The following is a 14,823-nucleotide window of genomic DNA, read 5'->3' on the forward strand; positions in this document are numbered from 1 at the left end:
CGTCCGGGGGCAGCGACCACACCCTGCGGGTCTGGGACGCGCGTACGGGCGCGGCGATCGGCGGCGCTCTGGAGGGGCACACCGCTCCTCCGGTGGCTCTGACCACGCTGCCGGGCACCCCGCAGGAGCTCCTCGTCTCGGCCGGCGCGGACCACACCCTGCGGCGCTGGAAGCCGGGCGGCCCGGGCGTCGGCGCCGGGCGCGCGGTCCGACGGCCCGTCACCGCGGCGGCGCTGTCCGGTCCGGGGTCCACCGCCGGGGCGCCGCTGATCGCGGTGGCCGACGAGTCCGGTACGGCGCTGTGGGACACCGGGACCGGCCGCTCGGCCGCCCTGCCGGCGGGCCACGCCACGGTGACCGCCTTCGCCTCGGCGCTCGTCCGGGGCGAGCCCCTGCTGGTGACCGCGCACAGCGACGCCGGGGTCCAGCTGTGGTCCCTGGACCGGGGAGCCCACGCCGCTCCCGCACGGCTGGCCGGACTCCTCGGCCACAGCCTGCCGGTACGGTCGATGGCCGCCTTCCCGCACGAAGGGCGGACCCTGCTGGTCACCGGGGGCGCCGACGGCACCGTACGTCTCTGGGACCTCGACCGGGCGTGTGTGCTGGCCTGCCGGGAGGACCATCTGCTCAGCGTCCGGGACGTCGCCGTGCTCGACACGGCACAGGGTCCGCGGATCGTCTCCGCGGGCACCGACGGGACCGTACGGCTCTGGGATCCGGCCACGCTGCGGCCCGCGGGGGCGCCGCTCCACTGCGAGCAGCGTGTCGTCAACGCCGTCGCCGCCGTGTCCGTCGACGACCCGGACCGTGCCGTCCTCGTCGCGTCCGGCGGGGAGGACGGCACGATCCGGCTCTGGGATCCCGGCACCGGGCGGCCGGTCGGGCGGCGGCTGGACATCGGCGACGGGCCGGTGGCCGCGCTGGCGTTCTTCCGGACCGCGACCGGCCGCCCCTGCCTCGCGGCGACGGGTCCCGGCGGAACCATCCACCTGTGGGACATCGACACCGGCTCGCACCTGCTGCGGATCGTGACGGGCAGCCCGCTCGGCATCCTCGACGCCCGGCAGCCGGGCGGCCCGCGCCCCGAGCACCCCGTCCTCCTCGCGGCGGGAGTCGCCGGCGTATGTGTGTTCGATGTTCGAGTGGAGGGGCGCTGATCCGGCGCCCGCAGGGCCGCCGAATGTGCGCGTGCGCCTCCCGTATGCCCCAGCGCCCCCCTCTCGCGCCCCCGCCACGGCGTGGAAGCGGGCATCCTGGGGCGCGCGCCACGGGAGAATGATCGCCCGCATGTTCCCGCGGAACATGCGGGCGAGGGGAACGTACGGCTACGGGAACGTACGGGCACGGAAACCTGCGGGACACAGGGATCACGCGCCTCGTGCGGACCGCGCGGCACCTTCCGCACGGCACGCGGGCCGCGCGGGCCACCCGAGCCCCGGGCCCCTCGGCGCGCCGGGCGGCGCCCCGGCAGTGCGGCAGCGGCCGCGGACCATCGGCTCAGCAGCGAGGACCAGGATGAACAACAGCCCTTCGGCGGTGACCACAGCCCACTTACCGTCCCTCGTCCTCGCTCCGGAACGCGGAGTGTGGCGGCTGGGCAAGAGGGACCACCCCAAGGAGTACAACCGGCTCGAACCCGAGACCAGCCAGGGCTCCAGCGCGGGCCGCTTCAGCCTCGCCACCTACGGAATGCTGTACTGCGCCAGCGATCCGGCCGGCTGTTACGCCGAGGCGCTCGCACCCTTCCGCGTCCATCCCAAGCTGCGCGGGCTCATCGGCCACGAGTGGGACGAGCGGCCCAGCCACATGAGGCTCGGCCACCTGGCCTCGGGCTGGCGCGAGGACCACATCCTGGTCCGGCTCGAACCCGCCAAGGACGCCCAGTTCCTCGACGTCGACGCCGAGGCCACCCGGGCCGTCCTCGCGCGCGAACTCCGGGGCGAGCTGACGGCGTGGGACATCGAGCCTCCGCTCACCGACCTGCACATCCACGGGCGCGACCGCAGGCTCGCCCGGCAGATCGCGGCCTGGACGGTCGCCCAGCGCAACGACGCCGGCCACCGGCTGGCCCAGGGCATCGCCTACCGCTCCGGATACGGCGGGCGCACCTGCTGGGCCATCTTCCACGACGTCGATCTCGTCGAGGCCGAGCGGCGCCCCATCCAGCCGGAGTCCCCCGAACTGCGCGCGGTCGCGGCGGAGTACGGCCTGCGTGTCTTCTGAACGGGGCTCGCGGATCTCCTGAACGGGGCTCGCGGATCTCCTGGACGGGCTCGCGGATCTCCTGAACGGGGCTCGCGGATCTCCTGGACGGGGCTTTCGGGTCCGCCGCACGGCGCCCGCCCCCGGGCGTTCGGCCGCACCCGCGTCGCCCGATCGAGCGGTGCTCCGTCCCGCACCCATCGACAGCACCGGAGAAAACCCCTGGTCAAACCCCTCACGCCATTTTCGAGGTGGGATTTCACAGGGGATTGAAGGGGGGAAAGTGGTGGAGTGAGAGACCCTCGGACGGGTAGACTTCCCTCAACACAACTGAGGAGACGCCATGTTGACACCCCGTCTGTCACCCCTCGCGCCATTCCGCGTCTTACCCGTTTCATGACCGCCACGAAGCGAGGAATCATGCAGCCACTGCGAGAGTCCGCGGCCAAGACGGTCACCACGAGCGTCACCGACACGGTCACCGAGACCACCGCGCACGCCAACACGGTCCAGAAGTCGATCGCCGACATAGCGCGCTTCCTCCAGGACAACTTCGGGCAGAAACTCACCGCGTTCATCGCCGGTATCGAGGACCCGAAGCAGGTCGGCAAGTGGTCCAGCGCCCAGAACAGCCCGAGAATCGACTCCGAGCTGCGCCTGCGGGCGGCCTACCAGGTCTTCCAGATCATCGAGCTCCAGGAGAACTGCCACACGGCACGCGCCTGGATGATCGGCATGAATCCGCAGCTGGAGGACGACTCACCGCTGCAGGCCATCGCAGAGGACCGGCACAAGGACGTCATGGCGGCGGCCCGTTCGTACGTCAAGGGCGATCTCTGACGCACCCCACGGGCTTGCTTGCATATGCAAGGATCTCGCGCCTATCTTGGCGCACATGCAGTCCTACACCATCGGTCAGGCGGCCCGGCTGCTCGGCGTGAGCCCGGACACCGCACGACGGTGGGCGGACGCCGGGCGGGTGGCGACGCACCGGGACGAGGGCGGGCGGCGGCTGATCGACGGGCGGGATCTGGCCGCGTTCTCCGTCGAGCTCGCCAAGGGCGGCAGCGGTGAGGAGGACGCCTCCTACACCTCTGTGCGCAACGCGTTCCCGGGCATCGTCACCGCCGTGAAGCTCGGCGATGTGGCCGCCCAGGTGGAGATCCAGGCCGGACCGCACCGGCTGGTCTCCCTGCTGACCCGGGAGGCCGTCGAGGAACTCGGCCTCGAGGTCGGCATGGAGGCCACCGCCCGCGTGAAGTCGACGAACGTGCACATCGACCGGGTCTAGTGCCGCAACAGGCAACGTTCGCCCCGTCGCGAGCGCCGCAGCGGTCCTGGGGCAGTACGAGCTGGGGGCCCGCCCGGTCCAGCGGGGTGTCGTCGATGCCGACCGCGAGGAGGACCGGGGCGTGTGCGAAGTCCGGGTCGATCTCGGCCCAGGTGAGGAGCGCGTGATGGCCGTCCGCCCCGGCCACCGCGATGAGGAAGCGCAACCGGTCCTTGCGGCGGGCGGGGTCGAATCCCGGTCCGGCGTCGTGCAGGACGTCGTGCAGCAGGGGCCCCTCGAAGCGGTGGTGCTGTACGCCGCTGGTGGCGCACTCGAAGCTGACCCGGGCCCGGTGCTGGGGCCAGGCCAGCAGCTCGGGCACGGTCAGCCGGACCGGGCGGGCGAGGTCTCCGGTCAGGGCGACCGACGCGAGCGAGTGAGCGGGCGGCTGAGTCAGGGACTGGCCCACTGGGCACCACCTCCCGAATGTCCGTACCCAGGAGACGGTCCCGTACAAACGCACATACCCAGACCCTGGCAACGATTGTGCGGCTCATGCGATGCGACAGGAGACTTCCGGCTTGCATCTGCGGAAGTATGATCGGCGTAGGCATGCCTGAGGCTTCTGAGGGAGTAGACCCGTGACGACCCGATCCGCGCGCCGGACCCGCACCCGCACTCTGCGCGTGGCGGGCGTCGGTGCCGCCGCGCTGCTGACCCTGAGCGCCTGCTCGTCCTCCGACTCCGACTCCTCCTCCAGCTCCTCCCCGAAGTCGGACACCTCGGCCTCCTCCTCGCCGAAGCTCTCCGGCACGGTGACCGTGTTCGCCGCCGCTTCGCTCAAGGAGAGCTTCACGGCCCTGGGCAAGGAGTTCGAGAAGGCCAACCCCGGCACGAAAATCACCTTCAACTTCGGCGGCAGCGACACGCTCGCCGCCAGCATCACCGGGGGCGCCCCGGCCGACGTGTTCGCCGCGGCCAGCCCCAAGACGATGGCGATCGTGACGGACAAGAAGGACGCCGCGACCACGCCCGCGACCTTCGTGCGCAACCAGCTGGAGATCGCGACCCTGCCCGGCAACCCCGACAAGGTCGCCTCCCTGAAGGACCTCACCAAGTCCGGCCTCAAGGTCGTGCTCTGCGACAAGACGGTGCCGTGCGGCGCCGCCGCGCAGAAGGCACTGGACGCGAGCAAGCTGAAGCTCACCCCGGCCTCCTACGAACAGGACGTCAAGAGCGCCCTGACGAAGGTGGAGCTGAAGGAGGCCGACGCCGCCGTCGTCTACAAGACCGATGTGAAGGCGGCGGGTGACAAGGTGGAGGGCGTGGCGTTCCCCGAGTCGGCCAAGGCCATCAACGACTATCCGATCGCGCTGCTCAAGGACGCGCCCAACACGGAGGCGGCGAAGGCGTTCATCGCGCTCGTGCAGTCCGCCGAGGGCCAGAAGGTGCTCACCGCCGCGGGATTCCTGCAGCCGTGATCGGGCTGGACGCCTCCGACGCCGCGGCCGACACCCTCACCGTTGGGCCGCGGCGCCGGCGCGTCCGGACGGGCGGCCGGGCGGCCGGGGTCCCGCTCCCCCTCCTCCTCCCCGCCCTGGTCGGCCTGGCCTTCCTCCTGCTCCCCCTGATCGCCCTGCTCGTGCGGGCCCCCTGGCGGGACCTCCCGAACCAGCTGACCAGTACGGCGGTCTGGCAGGCGCTCCAGCTGTCCCTGGTCTGCGCCACGGCGGCGACCGGGGTGAGCCTGGTGCTGGGCGTGCCACTGGCCTGGCTCCTCGCCCGTACGGACTTCCCCGGCCGGGGCTTCGTGCGGGCCCTGGTGACGCTGCCCCTCGTGCTGCCTCCGGTGGTGGGCGGTGTGGCGCTGCTGCTGGCGCTCGGGCGCAACGGCGTCGTCGGGCAGTGGCTGGACTCGTGGTTCGGGATCACGCTGCCGTTCACCACGGCGGGCGTCGTGGTCGCGGAGGCGTTCGTGGCGATGCCGTTCCTGGTCATCAGCGTGGAAGGCACGCTCCGGGCGGCCGATCCGCGCTACGAGGAGGCAGCCGCGACACTCGGCGCCTCCCGGTTCACCGCGTTCCGCCGGGTCACCCTGCCGTTGATCGCGCCCGGGATCGCCGCCGGTGCCGTACTGGCGTGGGCGCGCGCCCTGGGCGAGTTCGGGGCGACGATCACCTTCGCCGGCAACTTCCCCGGCCGCACCCAGACCATGCCGCTCGCCGTCTACCTGGCCCTCCAGAACGACCCTGCCGCCGCGATCGCCCTCAGCCTGGTCCTGCTGGCGGTGTCGATCGCGGTCCTGGCGGGCCTCAGGGACCGCTGGACGGCGGCGCCGTCATGACGGACCCGACGCTCCCCCCGGGCAAGCCCCCCGCCTCCGACAAGGGCCTCGACGCCCATCTGGTCGTCCACCGCGACGCCTTCCGTCTCGACATCGCCCTGACCGCCGCGCCCAGTGACGTCGTCGCGCTGCTCGGGCCGAACGGGGCGGGCAAGAGCACCGCGCTGCGGGCGCTGGCGGGGCTCACACCGTTGTCCGACGGCGGCCGGATCCGGCTGGACGGCGCGGACCTGGGGCGCACGCCGCCCGAGGCCCGCCCGGTCGGCGTCGTCTTCCAGGACTATCTGCTCTTCCCGCACCTGTCCGCCCTGGACAACGTGGCGTTCGGGCCGCGCTGCCAGGGTGTACCGAAAGCGGCGGCGCGGGAGCGGGCCGCCGAATGGCTGGACAGGATGGGGCTGGCCGGGCACGCGGCCGCCAAGCCGCGCCGGCTGTCCGGCGGACAGGCACAGCGCGTCGCGCTCGCCCGCGCGCTGGCCACCCACCCCCGGCTGCTCCTGCTGGACGAGCCGCTCGCCGCGCTCGACGCCCGCACCCGCCTCGACGTGCGCTCCCAACTCCGGCGCCACCTGAGCGACTTCGAGGCCGTCGCCGTACTCGTGACGCACGACCCGCTGGACGCGATGGTGCTCGCCGACCGGCTGGTGGTCGTCGAGCACGGCCGGGTGGTCCAGGAGGGGACGCCGTCGGACATCGCCCGCCATCCGCGCACGGACTACATCGCCCAGCTCGTCGGCCTCAACCTCTACCGGGGCGCGGCCGAGGGCCACACCGTACGACTGGACGAGGGTCCGGCGATCACCACGACCGAGAATCTGGCCGGTCCCGTCTTCGTGGCGTTCCCGCCCAGCGCCGTCACGCTGTACCGCGACCGTCCGACCGGTTCCAGCGCGCGCAACATGTGGCGGTGCGAGGTCGCGGGCCTGGAGACGCACGGCGACCAGATCCGCGCGGACCTCACCGGAGAGCTCGCGCTCGCCGCGGACCTGACGACGGTCGCCGCGGCCGAGCTCGACCTGCACACCGGGGCGCCGGTCTGGGCGACGGTGAAGGCCGCCCAGACCCACGCGTATCCGGCCTGACGAGGAGTGACCAGGAGGGATCACTCCTTCCGGCCACTCCTTCCGGTCAATCCTTCGGGTCACTCCGCCTCGGGTACCGCGTCCGCGCGGACCATCACGCAGTCGAACTCGACGACCCGGCCGGTGCTCTCCTCACGCGTCACCGGGTACATCCCCGAGATCTCGAACCCGCTGCCCTCGTACGTGGCGATCGACTCGCTCATCCGGGGGCTGCCCTCGTAGAGCCGCAGGGCCGCGACCTCCGACTGCATGCCCACGAAGTCCGCGATCCGCTCCCCGGCCCCCGCGAACACCTCCAGGTCGTAGCCCTGGGTGTCCATCTTCAGATACGGCCGGGGGTCGGCGATGCCGTCGAGCGCCTTCTCCAGCATCCCGTCGAGGCGCCGGATCTCGATCTCCTCGGTGTTGGTCTTCGCGAACCGGAGGTAGCGGTCCTTGCCGTAGTCGCTGGGCGGGAGAAGGGAGTTCATGGTGTTCCAGCCCACGTGGATGGACTGGGCGGAGTCCTCACGGCCGAGCCCGACGTTGTACACCCACCAGTCGTCGTCCTTCTTGGCGGCGCGCTCCAGCTTCTCGAAGGCGTCCTTGGTGGGTTCGAAGGAGACGATCCGGCCGGTGTAGCCGAGCTTGCGCAGCCGCCGCCCGTACTGGCCGGAGTTGGCGCCCACGTCGAAGACGCAGTTGACCTGGTACTTCTCCAGCAGGGCAGTAACGTGCTGGGTACACAGATACTCGGCGGCGGCAAGCTGGAAACGGCGTTCGTCGGCCGCCGAGGCCGTCTCGTCGACCAGCAGCCGCCCACCGGACTCACCGAAGGAGACACTGCCCCACACGTCACCCGGCGACGAAGGCTCACGGGCGACCACCCACATGTCCGCCTTCGCCTCCGCGCCCACCGGTGTGACCACGTACTGTCCGCTGCCGCGGGCGATCAGATCGGCGGCGCGTCCCAGGGGGACGCGAGTGCGTTCGCCGCGCCGGTAGACCACCGCCGCACCCGAACCGAGATCAAGAACCCGCACCCCGATCCGGGGCAGCAGACCGAGCATTCTTCTGTAAAGGGTCGGCATCTCCACACCCTTTCAGACTCCTGTGAGACACGGGAGTGGTCGGAGAACTTTCGAGCGGAAGGACGGCGAGTGAACACAAGCACCGATCCGGAGAAACCGGCGACGGCCGCCGCACTGGGCATGCGGAGGCATCCCGAGGGCGGCTGGTTCGTGGAGACATGGAGGGCGGCGCGGGACTTCCACCCCGACGGCTACCCGGGTCCCCGGGCCGCCGCCACCGCCATCTACTTCCTCCTGTCCCCCGGGGAGACCAGCGCCTGGCACACGGTCCGCTCCGACGAACTGTGGCTGTGGCACCGCGGCGGCCCCCTCGACCTCCTCCTCGGCGGCGACGGCGAAGCCCCGGACGGGGAGCCGACGGTCCTGCGTCTGGGCCCCGCCCTGGAAAGCGGCGAACGCCCGCAGGCCCTGGTCCCCGGCCACGTCTGGCAGTCCGCCCGCCCGGCCGGCGACCAAGAGGTCCTGGTCAGCTGCGTGGTGGCCCCCGGCTTCGACTACGCGGACTTCCGCCTCCTCGGCAACGGGCCGTGAACCGACGGCAGCCTTGCCGTGAACCACCAGCAACTCTGTACATCCTTGGCGGCTTTGTGACCTCCGCCCCTGGTTGCCGATCGCCGGGGGCGGGCATCACCCGAAGGCAGGACCGGCCGCGCACCGTTTGGCGCGGGTCCCGGCCGGCGGGGGTCCGGTCGCCGGGTACCGGTTGTCCTGGGAGGGGAAGTGAGGTTGTCATGCGTGCGCAGCAGCGCGCCGTCCGACTGACCGCCCGCGTGGAGTACACACTGCCGCGCGCGGCCGTTTCGGCAGGCAGGGCCCGCAGGTTGACCTCGGCGTTCCTGACCCGTCCACGTCCGCGGACGGCGGCGCCGACCGCCGACCAGGTCGACGACGCCACGCTCATCGCTTCGGAGCTCGTCGCCAACGCCGTCCGGCACGGCCGTACCGGCTGCCGGCTGCGGCTCCAGCTGGGACACGGCGGCGAGGTGACCGTCGAGGTCCATGACGACAGCCCCGGCCGCCCCCGGGTCGGCCTGGTGGACACCGACGCCGAAAGCGGCCGCGGCCTCGCGATGGTCCAGCAGCTCGCCCACCGCCTGGAAGTCGTCAACACGGGCGTCGGCGGCAAGACCGTGCGGGCGATCCTGGCGGTGTAGCCCCGCCCGCCTCACCCGGGAGGGTGACGCGGGGCGGACCGTCCAGCGGAGTCGACCGGTGGAGCGCCCGCCCACAGGTAGAGACAAGCATGCGCTTCTCTCCTGACGAGCCCCACGTGCCCAGTGGGCCCCACATGCCCCACGAGCCGCAACCGCCGCGCGAGCCGCGCACGCCGCGCACGCCGCGCAAGAAGATCTGGGTGACGGTGGTCGCGGCCACGACGGCGCTGGCGGGCGCCCTGACCGCCCTCCTGCTCCTGCTCTCCGGCAACGGAGACGCGTCCCCGCACCCGGTCTCGGCGGACGAGGCCCAGCGCATGGCACTGGCCCGGTTCCGCGCCTACGAGGCGAGTCCTTCGGAGGTGACGGTCCGGCTGCCCGCGGCGGAGACGGGGGACGGGACGATCACGGTGCGTGCGGTGGTCGACCACCATGTGCGCCGGGCCGTGGGCGCGTACGAGATCGTCGACGACACCCGGACCGTGCAGGGCCTGCTCGCCTGGGACCTGGAGGGTCTCGCCGTGGCCCGGCCGCCGGCTGCCGCGCGCGGCGCCGAGGCCGGCCGGACGACGGCCAGGACCCCCGCCCCGGACATCGTGACGACCGCCGCGCAGGCCGTCCGCAGGGCCGGCACCCTCAAGCGCGAGGAGTGGACCCGCCGCCCCTACTCCACGGCGCCCCTGGACCGAGCCCTGCGCCTGGTGCTGTCCGTGGCCGCGGACAGGCCCGACAACGCGGAACTCCTCGCCCGTTCAGGTCCGTTGTGGCTGCGCGACGAACGTCTGGACGGCCACGGTTACGGTGTCTTCTCCGGCCCGCGCCCTGGCCCGAGCGCCTCCGCGAGCCCCGTCGACGACTCCACCCTGACCTACTGGATCGACACCGACGGCAATCTCCGCCGCGTCACGGCCCGGATGTCGCCGGGCCACTACGCGACGGTGGACTTCGTGGCGACGAGGGTGCGGACGGACGTCCCCGGCGCCCCATGGCTGAAGGGCTGAGGAGAAAAAGCGGGGGATGCCGGGCCGGACGGGGTGTTACACGGTCTCGGCCCAGCTGGGAACGGCGGAGCGGGCCGGGGTGACGGCCGGGCGGCAGACGAAGCCCAGACGGGTGAGCGCGCGGGCGACCTCGACCTCGGTGAAGTCGCGGCGGTCCTGCTTGGTGATGACCTCCCCGACCTGCTTGACGGGGTAGGTGTGCGGGCCGATGACCACGGACGCGCTGGTGACGGGTTCGGGCTCGCGGCCCGCCATCGAGTGCTCGACCTCACTCTTGATGAGGTCGAAGGGGAAACGGGCGATCACACAACGCATGGTGTCTCCGCGGGATGAAGTTTCACGGCGCCGGAAGGTGGGCACGGCAGACCGGAAAGTGGGCACAGCGGCCAGAAAATTCGCCGGAAATTCAATCCGGAACAACCGGGAACGGCCGGTGGTGAACCGGCGACGGACCCGGACGGAAGAAAAAAAGCAGGTGGCCGGGGCCCGCACCTCATGGTGCAGGTCCCGGCCACCTGTAAGCGTCGGCCGACTCAGAAGTCAGGCGTCAGCAGGTCCCGGACTAGGCGGGGACGATGTTCTCCGCCTGCGGGCCCTTCTGGCCCTGCGTGACGTCGAAGGTCACCTTCTGGCCTTCCTGGAGCTCACGGAAGCCCTGGGTGGCGATGTTCGAGTAGTGGGCGAAGACGTCGGCGCCGCCGCCGTCCTGCTCGATGAAGCCGAAGCCCTTTTCCGCGTTGAACCACTTCACGGTGCCAGTAGCCATGTCAAATCTCCTTCGGGGCAAAGCTCGAGGACCCACACTGTGCGGGTCCGCGTCGCCGCAATGATTGCCCCATCCGGAAAAACTCCCGGATAATTCAGAAGCGACCGACCGGTACGGACCGGAAAGTACGCTCCAAGACTTTGGGAACCACAACTGCAACTGATATCGACACTAGCACGTGCAGCTCCCGAAGGGCGGCGCACTATCTCACCCCACCCCGGGGAATAAAAAAACCGCCCGGACGGCGGCTCATTTTCTACCACGGCCATGACAGATATGTGCCCGCAGGACCTCGCCGAGGCGGTCCCGCGGGCAGTGGCGGGGTGATCGGCCGGGCCGCTCACCCGGACGGCCCGGTACGGCTGGTGGGCCGCCGGGCCCGGTGGTGGCGTGGGAGGGACACTCGCGCGTCCGCCCCCAGGAGGCCTCCGCCATGCAGGTTCCGAACGGTCCTACCGGTCCGTACCGTCTCCTCGTCCGCGCCCTGACCGCGGGCCTCCTGGTGTCGGCGTCCGCGTGCTCGTTGCACGGCGTCCTGAGGCCCGCGGACGCGCCGTCCGTCGTACCGCCCGCCGGCTCCGCCACCCCCTCCCTCACCGACGCCCAGGCCTCGGCCGCGCTGATCACCCAGGGCGAGCTGGGCGGTCGCTGGTCCGCGACGCAGGGCGGGGCGACCTGGCGGGACGGTCTCCTCAAAACCAGGACGGACACACCGGACTGTCAGCGACTGCTCGACGGTCTGTACGCCGAGGATCTGCTGGGCGAGCCGACGGGGGCCCGGGCCGTCGTGGGCCTCGACGAGAGCGGCAACGCGGCGCAGCTGCGCTACCAGGTCGCCGCGTACGCCGCTCCATCGGAGGTGGACGCCAAGCTGGCCTGGCTGCGGACGCTGCCCGCGAAGTGCGCGCAGTTCACGTCCACGGACGTGCGGGGTGGACGGCTCAATGTGACGGTCGTGCCGACGGTGTTGCCCGGGGTGGGCGATGCGCGGGAGGGGCTGCGGCTGACGATGAGCGGTGCGTCGTCCGGCGACAGTGGTGACGGTTCCGGCGGGGCGTCGATGCTGACGCTGGACTTCGCCGCCGTGCGGGTCGGGGACCGGGCGGTCTCCCTCACCAACGGCGGGCTCGGCGGGGCGGCGCAGGACTCCACACAGCAGGCCGTCCAGGTCGGTACGCAGCGGCTCCAGGACGTCCTGGCGGGGCGCCCCCCGGCCACCGCGCCGGCCGTCCCCACCACCGCGCCGGCCGTCCCCACCACCCCGTCGGCCGGCCCCCTCACCGACACGCCCACCGAACCCCTCACCGAGAGCCCCGCCGACACCGAAAACACCACGGCCGACACCGCCGACACCGACAACACCGACAACACCGACAACACCGCCCAGGAGGGCTGACCCCCGAGGACCGGAAGGCCTCGCGGCGGCGAGTCACACCTAGGGAAGGACCGCCGTCACCGACGGCGCTGTGGGCAGTGACGGCACGGGCGTGGCGGCGGTCCGACCGGGATGGGCCGCGGCGCCGCCGGTGCCGCCCGGCAGGACCGTCCCCTCGGTCGCCGACGGCGACAGGTCCGCCGCCGGGGTCGGGGTGGTCGCGCGCCTGATCTCGACCACCGCGCCCGGCGCCAACTCCTTGTACAGCCACACCGCGTCCGCGCGGCGCAGGCCGATCCAGCCGGTCGTGACGTCGTAGTTCCCGGGAGCCTTCTCCTCGCCCGTGAGGGTTCCGACGAAGTTCGTCGTCCCGTCGGCGGCACGCAGACCGATCACCCAGGCCACTTTCTCCATGTACTTGCCCGCGAACAAGGACAGCGCCCTGACGCTGTCCTTGGTGACGACCGTCATCCGTCCCGTGGCCGTCGGGTAGCGGACGGAACCGGAGGAGATCGGCAGCTCGCGGCCCGCGACCGTCAGCATGCGCCGCGAGAGGTCGACGGTGGCGTCGGGCGCTGCCGGGGAGGGGGTGCTGGGCGGGGCGGTGGGGCTCGCGGCCGGGGAGGGGCGGTCCTCGCGGTCGCCGCCGGTCAGGTTCAGGGCCATGACCAGGGCCAGGCTCGCGGCGGCGCAGGCACCGGCGACGGTCACGGCGGTCCATCGAAAACGCCGGCGCCTGCGGCGTACGGCCCGCAGCCGGATCTCGGCGCCGGACACCGACGGGAGAGTTTCGGCGTCCTGGGCCAACTCGCGCAGGCCGGAGGCGAGTTCATCGGACACGGTCGTCCTCCCTCTTCCCCTCGTCCGTCGGATACAGCGAGCGCGCGGAGCGCGGCGAGTCCGCGGAACCCGCGGACGGCTTCCCCCTGTCCGCGCTCTTCTTGCCCCTGTCGGCGGTCTCCCACTCGTCCGCCGTCGCCAGCGTCTGCGCCAGCGCCGCCCGGCCGCGGGACAGCCGGGCCTTGACCGTGCCCACGGGGGCACCGGTTTCGGAGGCTACCTGCTCGACACTGAGGTCGCACAGATGGTGCAGGACCAGCGCCATCCGCTGTGCCTCGGGCAGTGTGCGCAACGCGGCGACCAGCGCGGTGCGCTCGGGATCGGGGCCCGGCGTGTGCTCGGGCGGCGGGGTGCGGCGGACGAGTTCCAGCCAGCGGCGCGCGCGGCGCCAGCGGCTCACCGCGAGCCGCATCGCCACGGTCCGTATCCACGCCTCCGGCGCCCCTTCGGCGAGGAAATCCCGCCGCCGGTCCCAGGCGCGGACGAACGCCTCCTGGACGACGTCCTGCGCCTCGCCGTGGTCCCCGGTGAACGCGTACAGCTGACCGGTCAGCCGGGGGAACGCGGCGGCGTAGAACGCGTCGAACTCTTCCTCGGTCATGCCCCCCGTCTCTTCCTCGGTCGTGCCCCCGCCGAAGACTTCGGAATTTCCCCTGCCCCGTGCAACCCGGCGGTCCGTGCCGTGCGTACAGGTCCCGTACGCCGCACATCGAAACACACCGCAGGGGGATCAGGATGACCAGGAGAGCCAGGAGCCGTCGTATCGCGGCCGGTTGGACGGCGGCCGCCGTGTGCGCGCTCGCGCTCGCGGGCTGCTCGAAGGGGGCGGTGACGGGGAGCGCGGGCACCGAGGTGGACACGGCGGCGAAGCCGAACACGGCGGCCGGTCAGAAGCCGACCACCCAGCCCGTCAAGGCCAAGCCCCTCGCGAAGCTGACCGGCGCGCACATCAACATCGCCGACGGTCAGACCGTGGGCGTCGGCATGCCGATATCCGTCACCTTCGACCACGCGATACCGACCGGTGAACGTGCGCAGGTGGAGCGGCAGTTGAAGGTCGACGCCGATGTCGAGGGCTCCTGGAGCTGGGTGAAGGACCGCGATCTGCTGGAAGGGCAGCGGGTGGACTTCCGGCCCCGCGCGTACTGGAGCCCGGGCACCGAGGTCACCGTCCGGGCGGGCTCGGGCATCACCCGGCACTTCACCGTGGGCCGTTCGCTCGTCGCCACGGTCGACGTGCGCACGCACATGATGAAGGTCGTCAAGGACGGGCAGACCCGGAATGTGCCCATCACCGCGGGCGCCCCGGGCATGGACACCTGGAACGGCACGATGGTCGTCTCCGACAAGGCGACCAAGGTCTTCATGAACTCGCAGACCGTCGGCTACGGCGACGCCTACGCGGACTATTACTACTACGCCGTCCACCTCACCACCTCCGGGACCTACCTCCACCAGAACCCGAAGGCCAATACGTACGCCGGGCACCAGAACGTCACCCACGGCTGCGTCGGACTCGCGACGGACGGCACCGCCAAGAAGTTCTACGACGAGGTCATCCCCGGCGACGTCGTCACCGTCGTCGGCTCCAAGGACACGGTGGCCGTGGGCAACGGCTACGGCGACTGGAACGCGGACTGGGCCCAGTGGCGGGCCGGCAGCGCGCTGAAGTGAGCGTGCGGGCGGGGGAGCCGGGTGTTCAGGTCCCGGCTACCCCGT

At 71.9% G+C, this 14,823-nt stretch carries 15 protein-coding genes and 3 pseudogenes; 12 read left to right on the forward strand and 6 right to left on the reverse strand.

Annotated features, from left to right (window positions below):
* From ABZ656_RS19315 to ABZ656_RS19330, 4 genes and pseudogenes are all read left to right on the forward strand, one after another.
* Window positions 1–1,157, forward strand: a pseudogene (locus ABZ656_RS19315) (benzoate transporter); the annotation flags it as partial.
* A 358-nt stretch (window positions 1,158–1,515) separates the two neighbouring features.
* On the forward strand, window positions 1,516–2,223 hold the full coding sequence (locus ABZ656_RS19320; protein WP_360269416.1) for an RES domain-containing protein: 708 nt from the start codon (window positions 1,516–1,518) through the stop codon (window positions 2,221–2,223).
* A 399-nt stretch (window positions 2,224–2,622) separates the two neighbouring features.
* Window positions 2,623–3,042 carry an XRE family transcriptional regulator gene (locus ABZ656_RS19325; RefSeq protein WP_101399331.1) on the forward strand — a complete coding sequence of 140 codons (420 nt, stop codon included), beginning with the start codon at window positions 2,623–2,625 and terminating at the stop codon, window positions 3,040–3,042.
* Window positions 3,043–3,097: 55 nt separating this feature from the next.
* Window positions 3,098–3,493 (forward strand): helix-turn-helix transcriptional regulator, encoded by a 396-nt coding sequence (locus tag ABZ656_RS19330; RefSeq protein ID WP_101399329.1) that lies wholly within the window; start codon window positions 3,098–3,100, stop codon window positions 3,491–3,493.
* 28 nt (window positions 3,494–3,521) lie between these two features.
* On the opposite strand, the pseudogene ABZ656_RS19335 reads toward ABZ656_RS19330, so the two are convergent.
* A pseudogene (locus tag ABZ656_RS19335) lies at window positions 3,522–3,941 on the reverse strand (molybdopterin-dependent oxidoreductase); the annotation flags it as partial.
* 172 nt (window positions 3,942–4,113) lie between these two features.
* Between ABZ656_RS19335 and modA the strand changes: the two are divergent.
* The 3 genes from modA to ABZ656_RS19350 are packed head-to-tail and all read left to right on the forward strand — an operon-like array spanning window position 4,114 to window position 6,898.
* A complete protein-coding gene (gene modA, locus ABZ656_RS19340; protein WP_360269419.1) occupies window positions 4,114–4,953 on the forward strand; it encodes a molybdate ABC transporter substrate-binding protein in 840 nt (279 codons plus the stop codon).
* Complete coding sequence (gene modB / locus ABZ656_RS19345; RefSeq protein WP_101399321.1) at window positions 4,950–5,816, forward strand: molybdate ABC transporter permease subunit; 867 nt, start codon at window positions 4,950–4,952, stop codon at window positions 5,814–5,816. The genes modA and modB overlap by 4 nt, the downstream gene beginning before the upstream one ends.
* Entirely contained in the window at window positions 5,813–6,898 is a 1,086-nt protein-coding gene (locus ABZ656_RS19350) for an ABC transporter ATP-binding protein (protein WP_360269421.1), read from the forward strand. The genes modB and ABZ656_RS19350 overlap by 4 nt, the downstream gene beginning before the upstream one ends.
* Before the next feature lie 59 nt (window positions 6,899–6,957).
* On the opposite strand, the gene ABZ656_RS19355 is transcribed toward ABZ656_RS19350, so the two are convergent.
* Entirely contained in the window at window positions 6,958–7,968 is a 1,011-nt protein-coding gene (locus ABZ656_RS19355) for an FkbM family methyltransferase (protein WP_101403603.1), read from the reverse strand.
* A 69-nt stretch (window positions 7,969–8,037) separates the two neighbouring features.
* Here ABZ656_RS19355 and ABZ656_RS19360 point away from each other — a divergent pair, with 69 nt between their 5' ends.
* The 3 genes from ABZ656_RS19360 to ABZ656_RS19370 all read left to right on the forward strand — a co-directional run bounded on the left by ABZ656_RS19360 (window position 8,038) and on the right by ABZ656_RS19370 (window position 10,123).
* Window positions 8,038–8,499 (forward strand): cupin domain-containing protein, encoded by a 462-nt coding sequence (locus ABZ656_RS19360; RefSeq protein ID WP_282190316.1) that lies wholly within the window; start codon window positions 8,038–8,040, stop codon window positions 8,497–8,499.
* Window positions 8,500–8,699: 200 nt separating this feature from the next.
* Window positions 8,700–9,122: an ATP-binding protein gene (locus ABZ656_RS19365; RefSeq protein WP_248296837.1), complete on the forward strand. Its 423-nt coding sequence runs from the start codon at window positions 8,700–8,702 to the stop codon at window positions 9,120–9,122.
* Window positions 9,123–9,256: 134 nt separating this feature from the next.
* Window positions 9,257–10,123: a hypothetical protein gene (locus ABZ656_RS19370; RefSeq protein WP_360269424.1), complete on the forward strand. Its 867-nt coding sequence runs from the start codon at window positions 9,257–9,259 to the stop codon at window positions 10,121–10,123.
* Between the two features lie 36 nt (window positions 10,124–10,159).
* Here ABZ656_RS19370 and ABZ656_RS19375 read toward each other — a convergent pair whose 3' ends face one another.
* Window positions 10,160–10,438, reverse strand: a complete 279-nt coding sequence (locus ABZ656_RS19375; RefSeq protein ID WP_101399318.1) for an SCO5918 family protein — start codon at window positions 10,436–10,438, stop codon at window positions 10,160–10,162.
* Window positions 10,439–10,685: 247 nt separating this feature from the next.
* Window positions 10,686–10,889, reverse strand: coding sequence for a cold-shock protein (locus tag ABZ656_RS19380; RefSeq protein ID WP_010986199.1), 204 nt, complete (start codon window positions 10,887–10,889; stop codon window positions 10,686–10,688).
* A gap of 433 nt (window positions 10,890–11,322) precedes the next feature.
* On the opposite strand from ABZ656_RS19380, the gene ABZ656_RS19385 reads away from it, so the two are divergent.
* Window positions 11,323–12,285, forward strand: coding sequence for a hypothetical protein (locus ABZ656_RS19385; RefSeq protein WP_360269427.1), 963 nt, complete (start codon window positions 11,323–11,325; stop codon window positions 12,283–12,285).
* Window positions 12,286–12,324: 39 nt separating this feature from the next.
* On the opposite strand, the gene ABZ656_RS19390 is transcribed toward ABZ656_RS19385, so the two are convergent.
* Window positions 12,325–13,104 carry a L,D-transpeptidase gene (locus tag ABZ656_RS19390; RefSeq protein ID WP_360269429.1) on the reverse strand — a complete coding sequence of 260 codons (780 nt, stop codon included), beginning with the start codon at window positions 13,102–13,104 and terminating at the stop codon, window positions 12,325–12,327.
* Window positions 13,105–13,240: 136 nt separating this feature from the next.
* Window positions 13,241–13,705: pseudogene (locus tag ABZ656_RS19395) on the reverse strand (SigE family RNA polymerase sigma factor); the annotation flags it as partial.
* 134 nt (window positions 13,706–13,839) lie between these two features.
* Between ABZ656_RS19395 and ABZ656_RS19400 the strand changes: the two are divergent.
* Window positions 13,840–14,778 (forward strand): L,D-transpeptidase, encoded by a 939-nt coding sequence (locus ABZ656_RS19400; RefSeq protein WP_101399317.1) that lies wholly within the window; start codon window positions 13,840–13,842, stop codon window positions 14,776–14,778.
* The last annotated feature ends 45 nt before the right edge of the window (window positions 14,779–14,823 follow it).

Origin of the sequence: Streptomyces sp. NPDC007095, from assembly GCF_040634475.1 — a bacterium.
Taxonomy (GTDB): domain Bacteria; phylum Actinomycetota; class Actinomycetes; order Streptomycetales; family Streptomycetaceae; genus Streptomyces.

What these genes read in the sequence shown, in the direction of transcription:
- ABZ656_RS19330 (WP_101399329.1), top strand. Translation starts at nt 3,098, where the DNA reads ATGCAGTCCTACACCATCGGTCAGGCGGCCCGGCTGCTCGGCGTGAGC.
- ABZ656_RS19365 (WP_248296837.1), top strand. Translation starts at nt 8,700, where the DNA reads ATGCGTGCGCAGCAGCGCGCCGTCCGACTGACCGCCCGCGTGGAGTAC.
- ABZ656_RS19350 (WP_360269421.1), top strand. Translation starts at nt 5,813, where the DNA reads ATGACGGACCCGACGCTCCCCCCGGGCAAGCCCCCCGCCTCCGACAAG.
- ABZ656_RS19380 (WP_010986199.1), bottom strand. Translation starts at nt 10,889, where the DNA reads ATGGCTACTGGCACCGTGAAGTGGTTCAACGCGGAAAAGGGCTTCGGC.
- ABZ656_RS19375 (WP_101399318.1), bottom strand. Translation starts at nt 10,438, where the DNA reads ATGCGTTGTGTGATCGCCCGTTTCCCCTTCGACCTCATCAAGAGTGAG.
- ABZ656_RS19385 (WP_360269427.1), top strand. Translation starts at nt 11,323, where the DNA reads ATGCAGGTTCCGAACGGTCCTACCGGTCCGTACCGTCTCCTCGTCCGC.
- ABZ656_RS19320 (WP_360269416.1), top strand. Translation starts at nt 1,516, where the DNA reads ATGAACAACAGCCCTTCGGCGGTGACCACAGCCCACTTACCGTCCCTC.
- ABZ656_RS19355 (WP_101403603.1), bottom strand. Translation starts at nt 7,968, where the DNA reads ATGCCGACCCTTTACAGAAGAATGCTCGGTCTGCTGCCCCGGATCGGG.
- ABZ656_RS19325 (WP_101399331.1), top strand. Translation starts at nt 2,623, where the DNA reads ATGCAGCCACTGCGAGAGTCCGCGGCCAAGACGGTCACCACGAGCGTC.
- ABZ656_RS19400 (WP_101399317.1), top strand. Translation starts at nt 13,840, where the DNA reads ATGACCAGGAGAGCCAGGAGCCGTCGTATCGCGGCCGGTTGGACGGCG.
- ABZ656_RS19370 (WP_360269424.1), top strand. Translation starts at nt 9,257, where the DNA reads ATGCCCCACGAGCCGCAACCGCCGCGCGAGCCGCGCACGCCGCGCACG.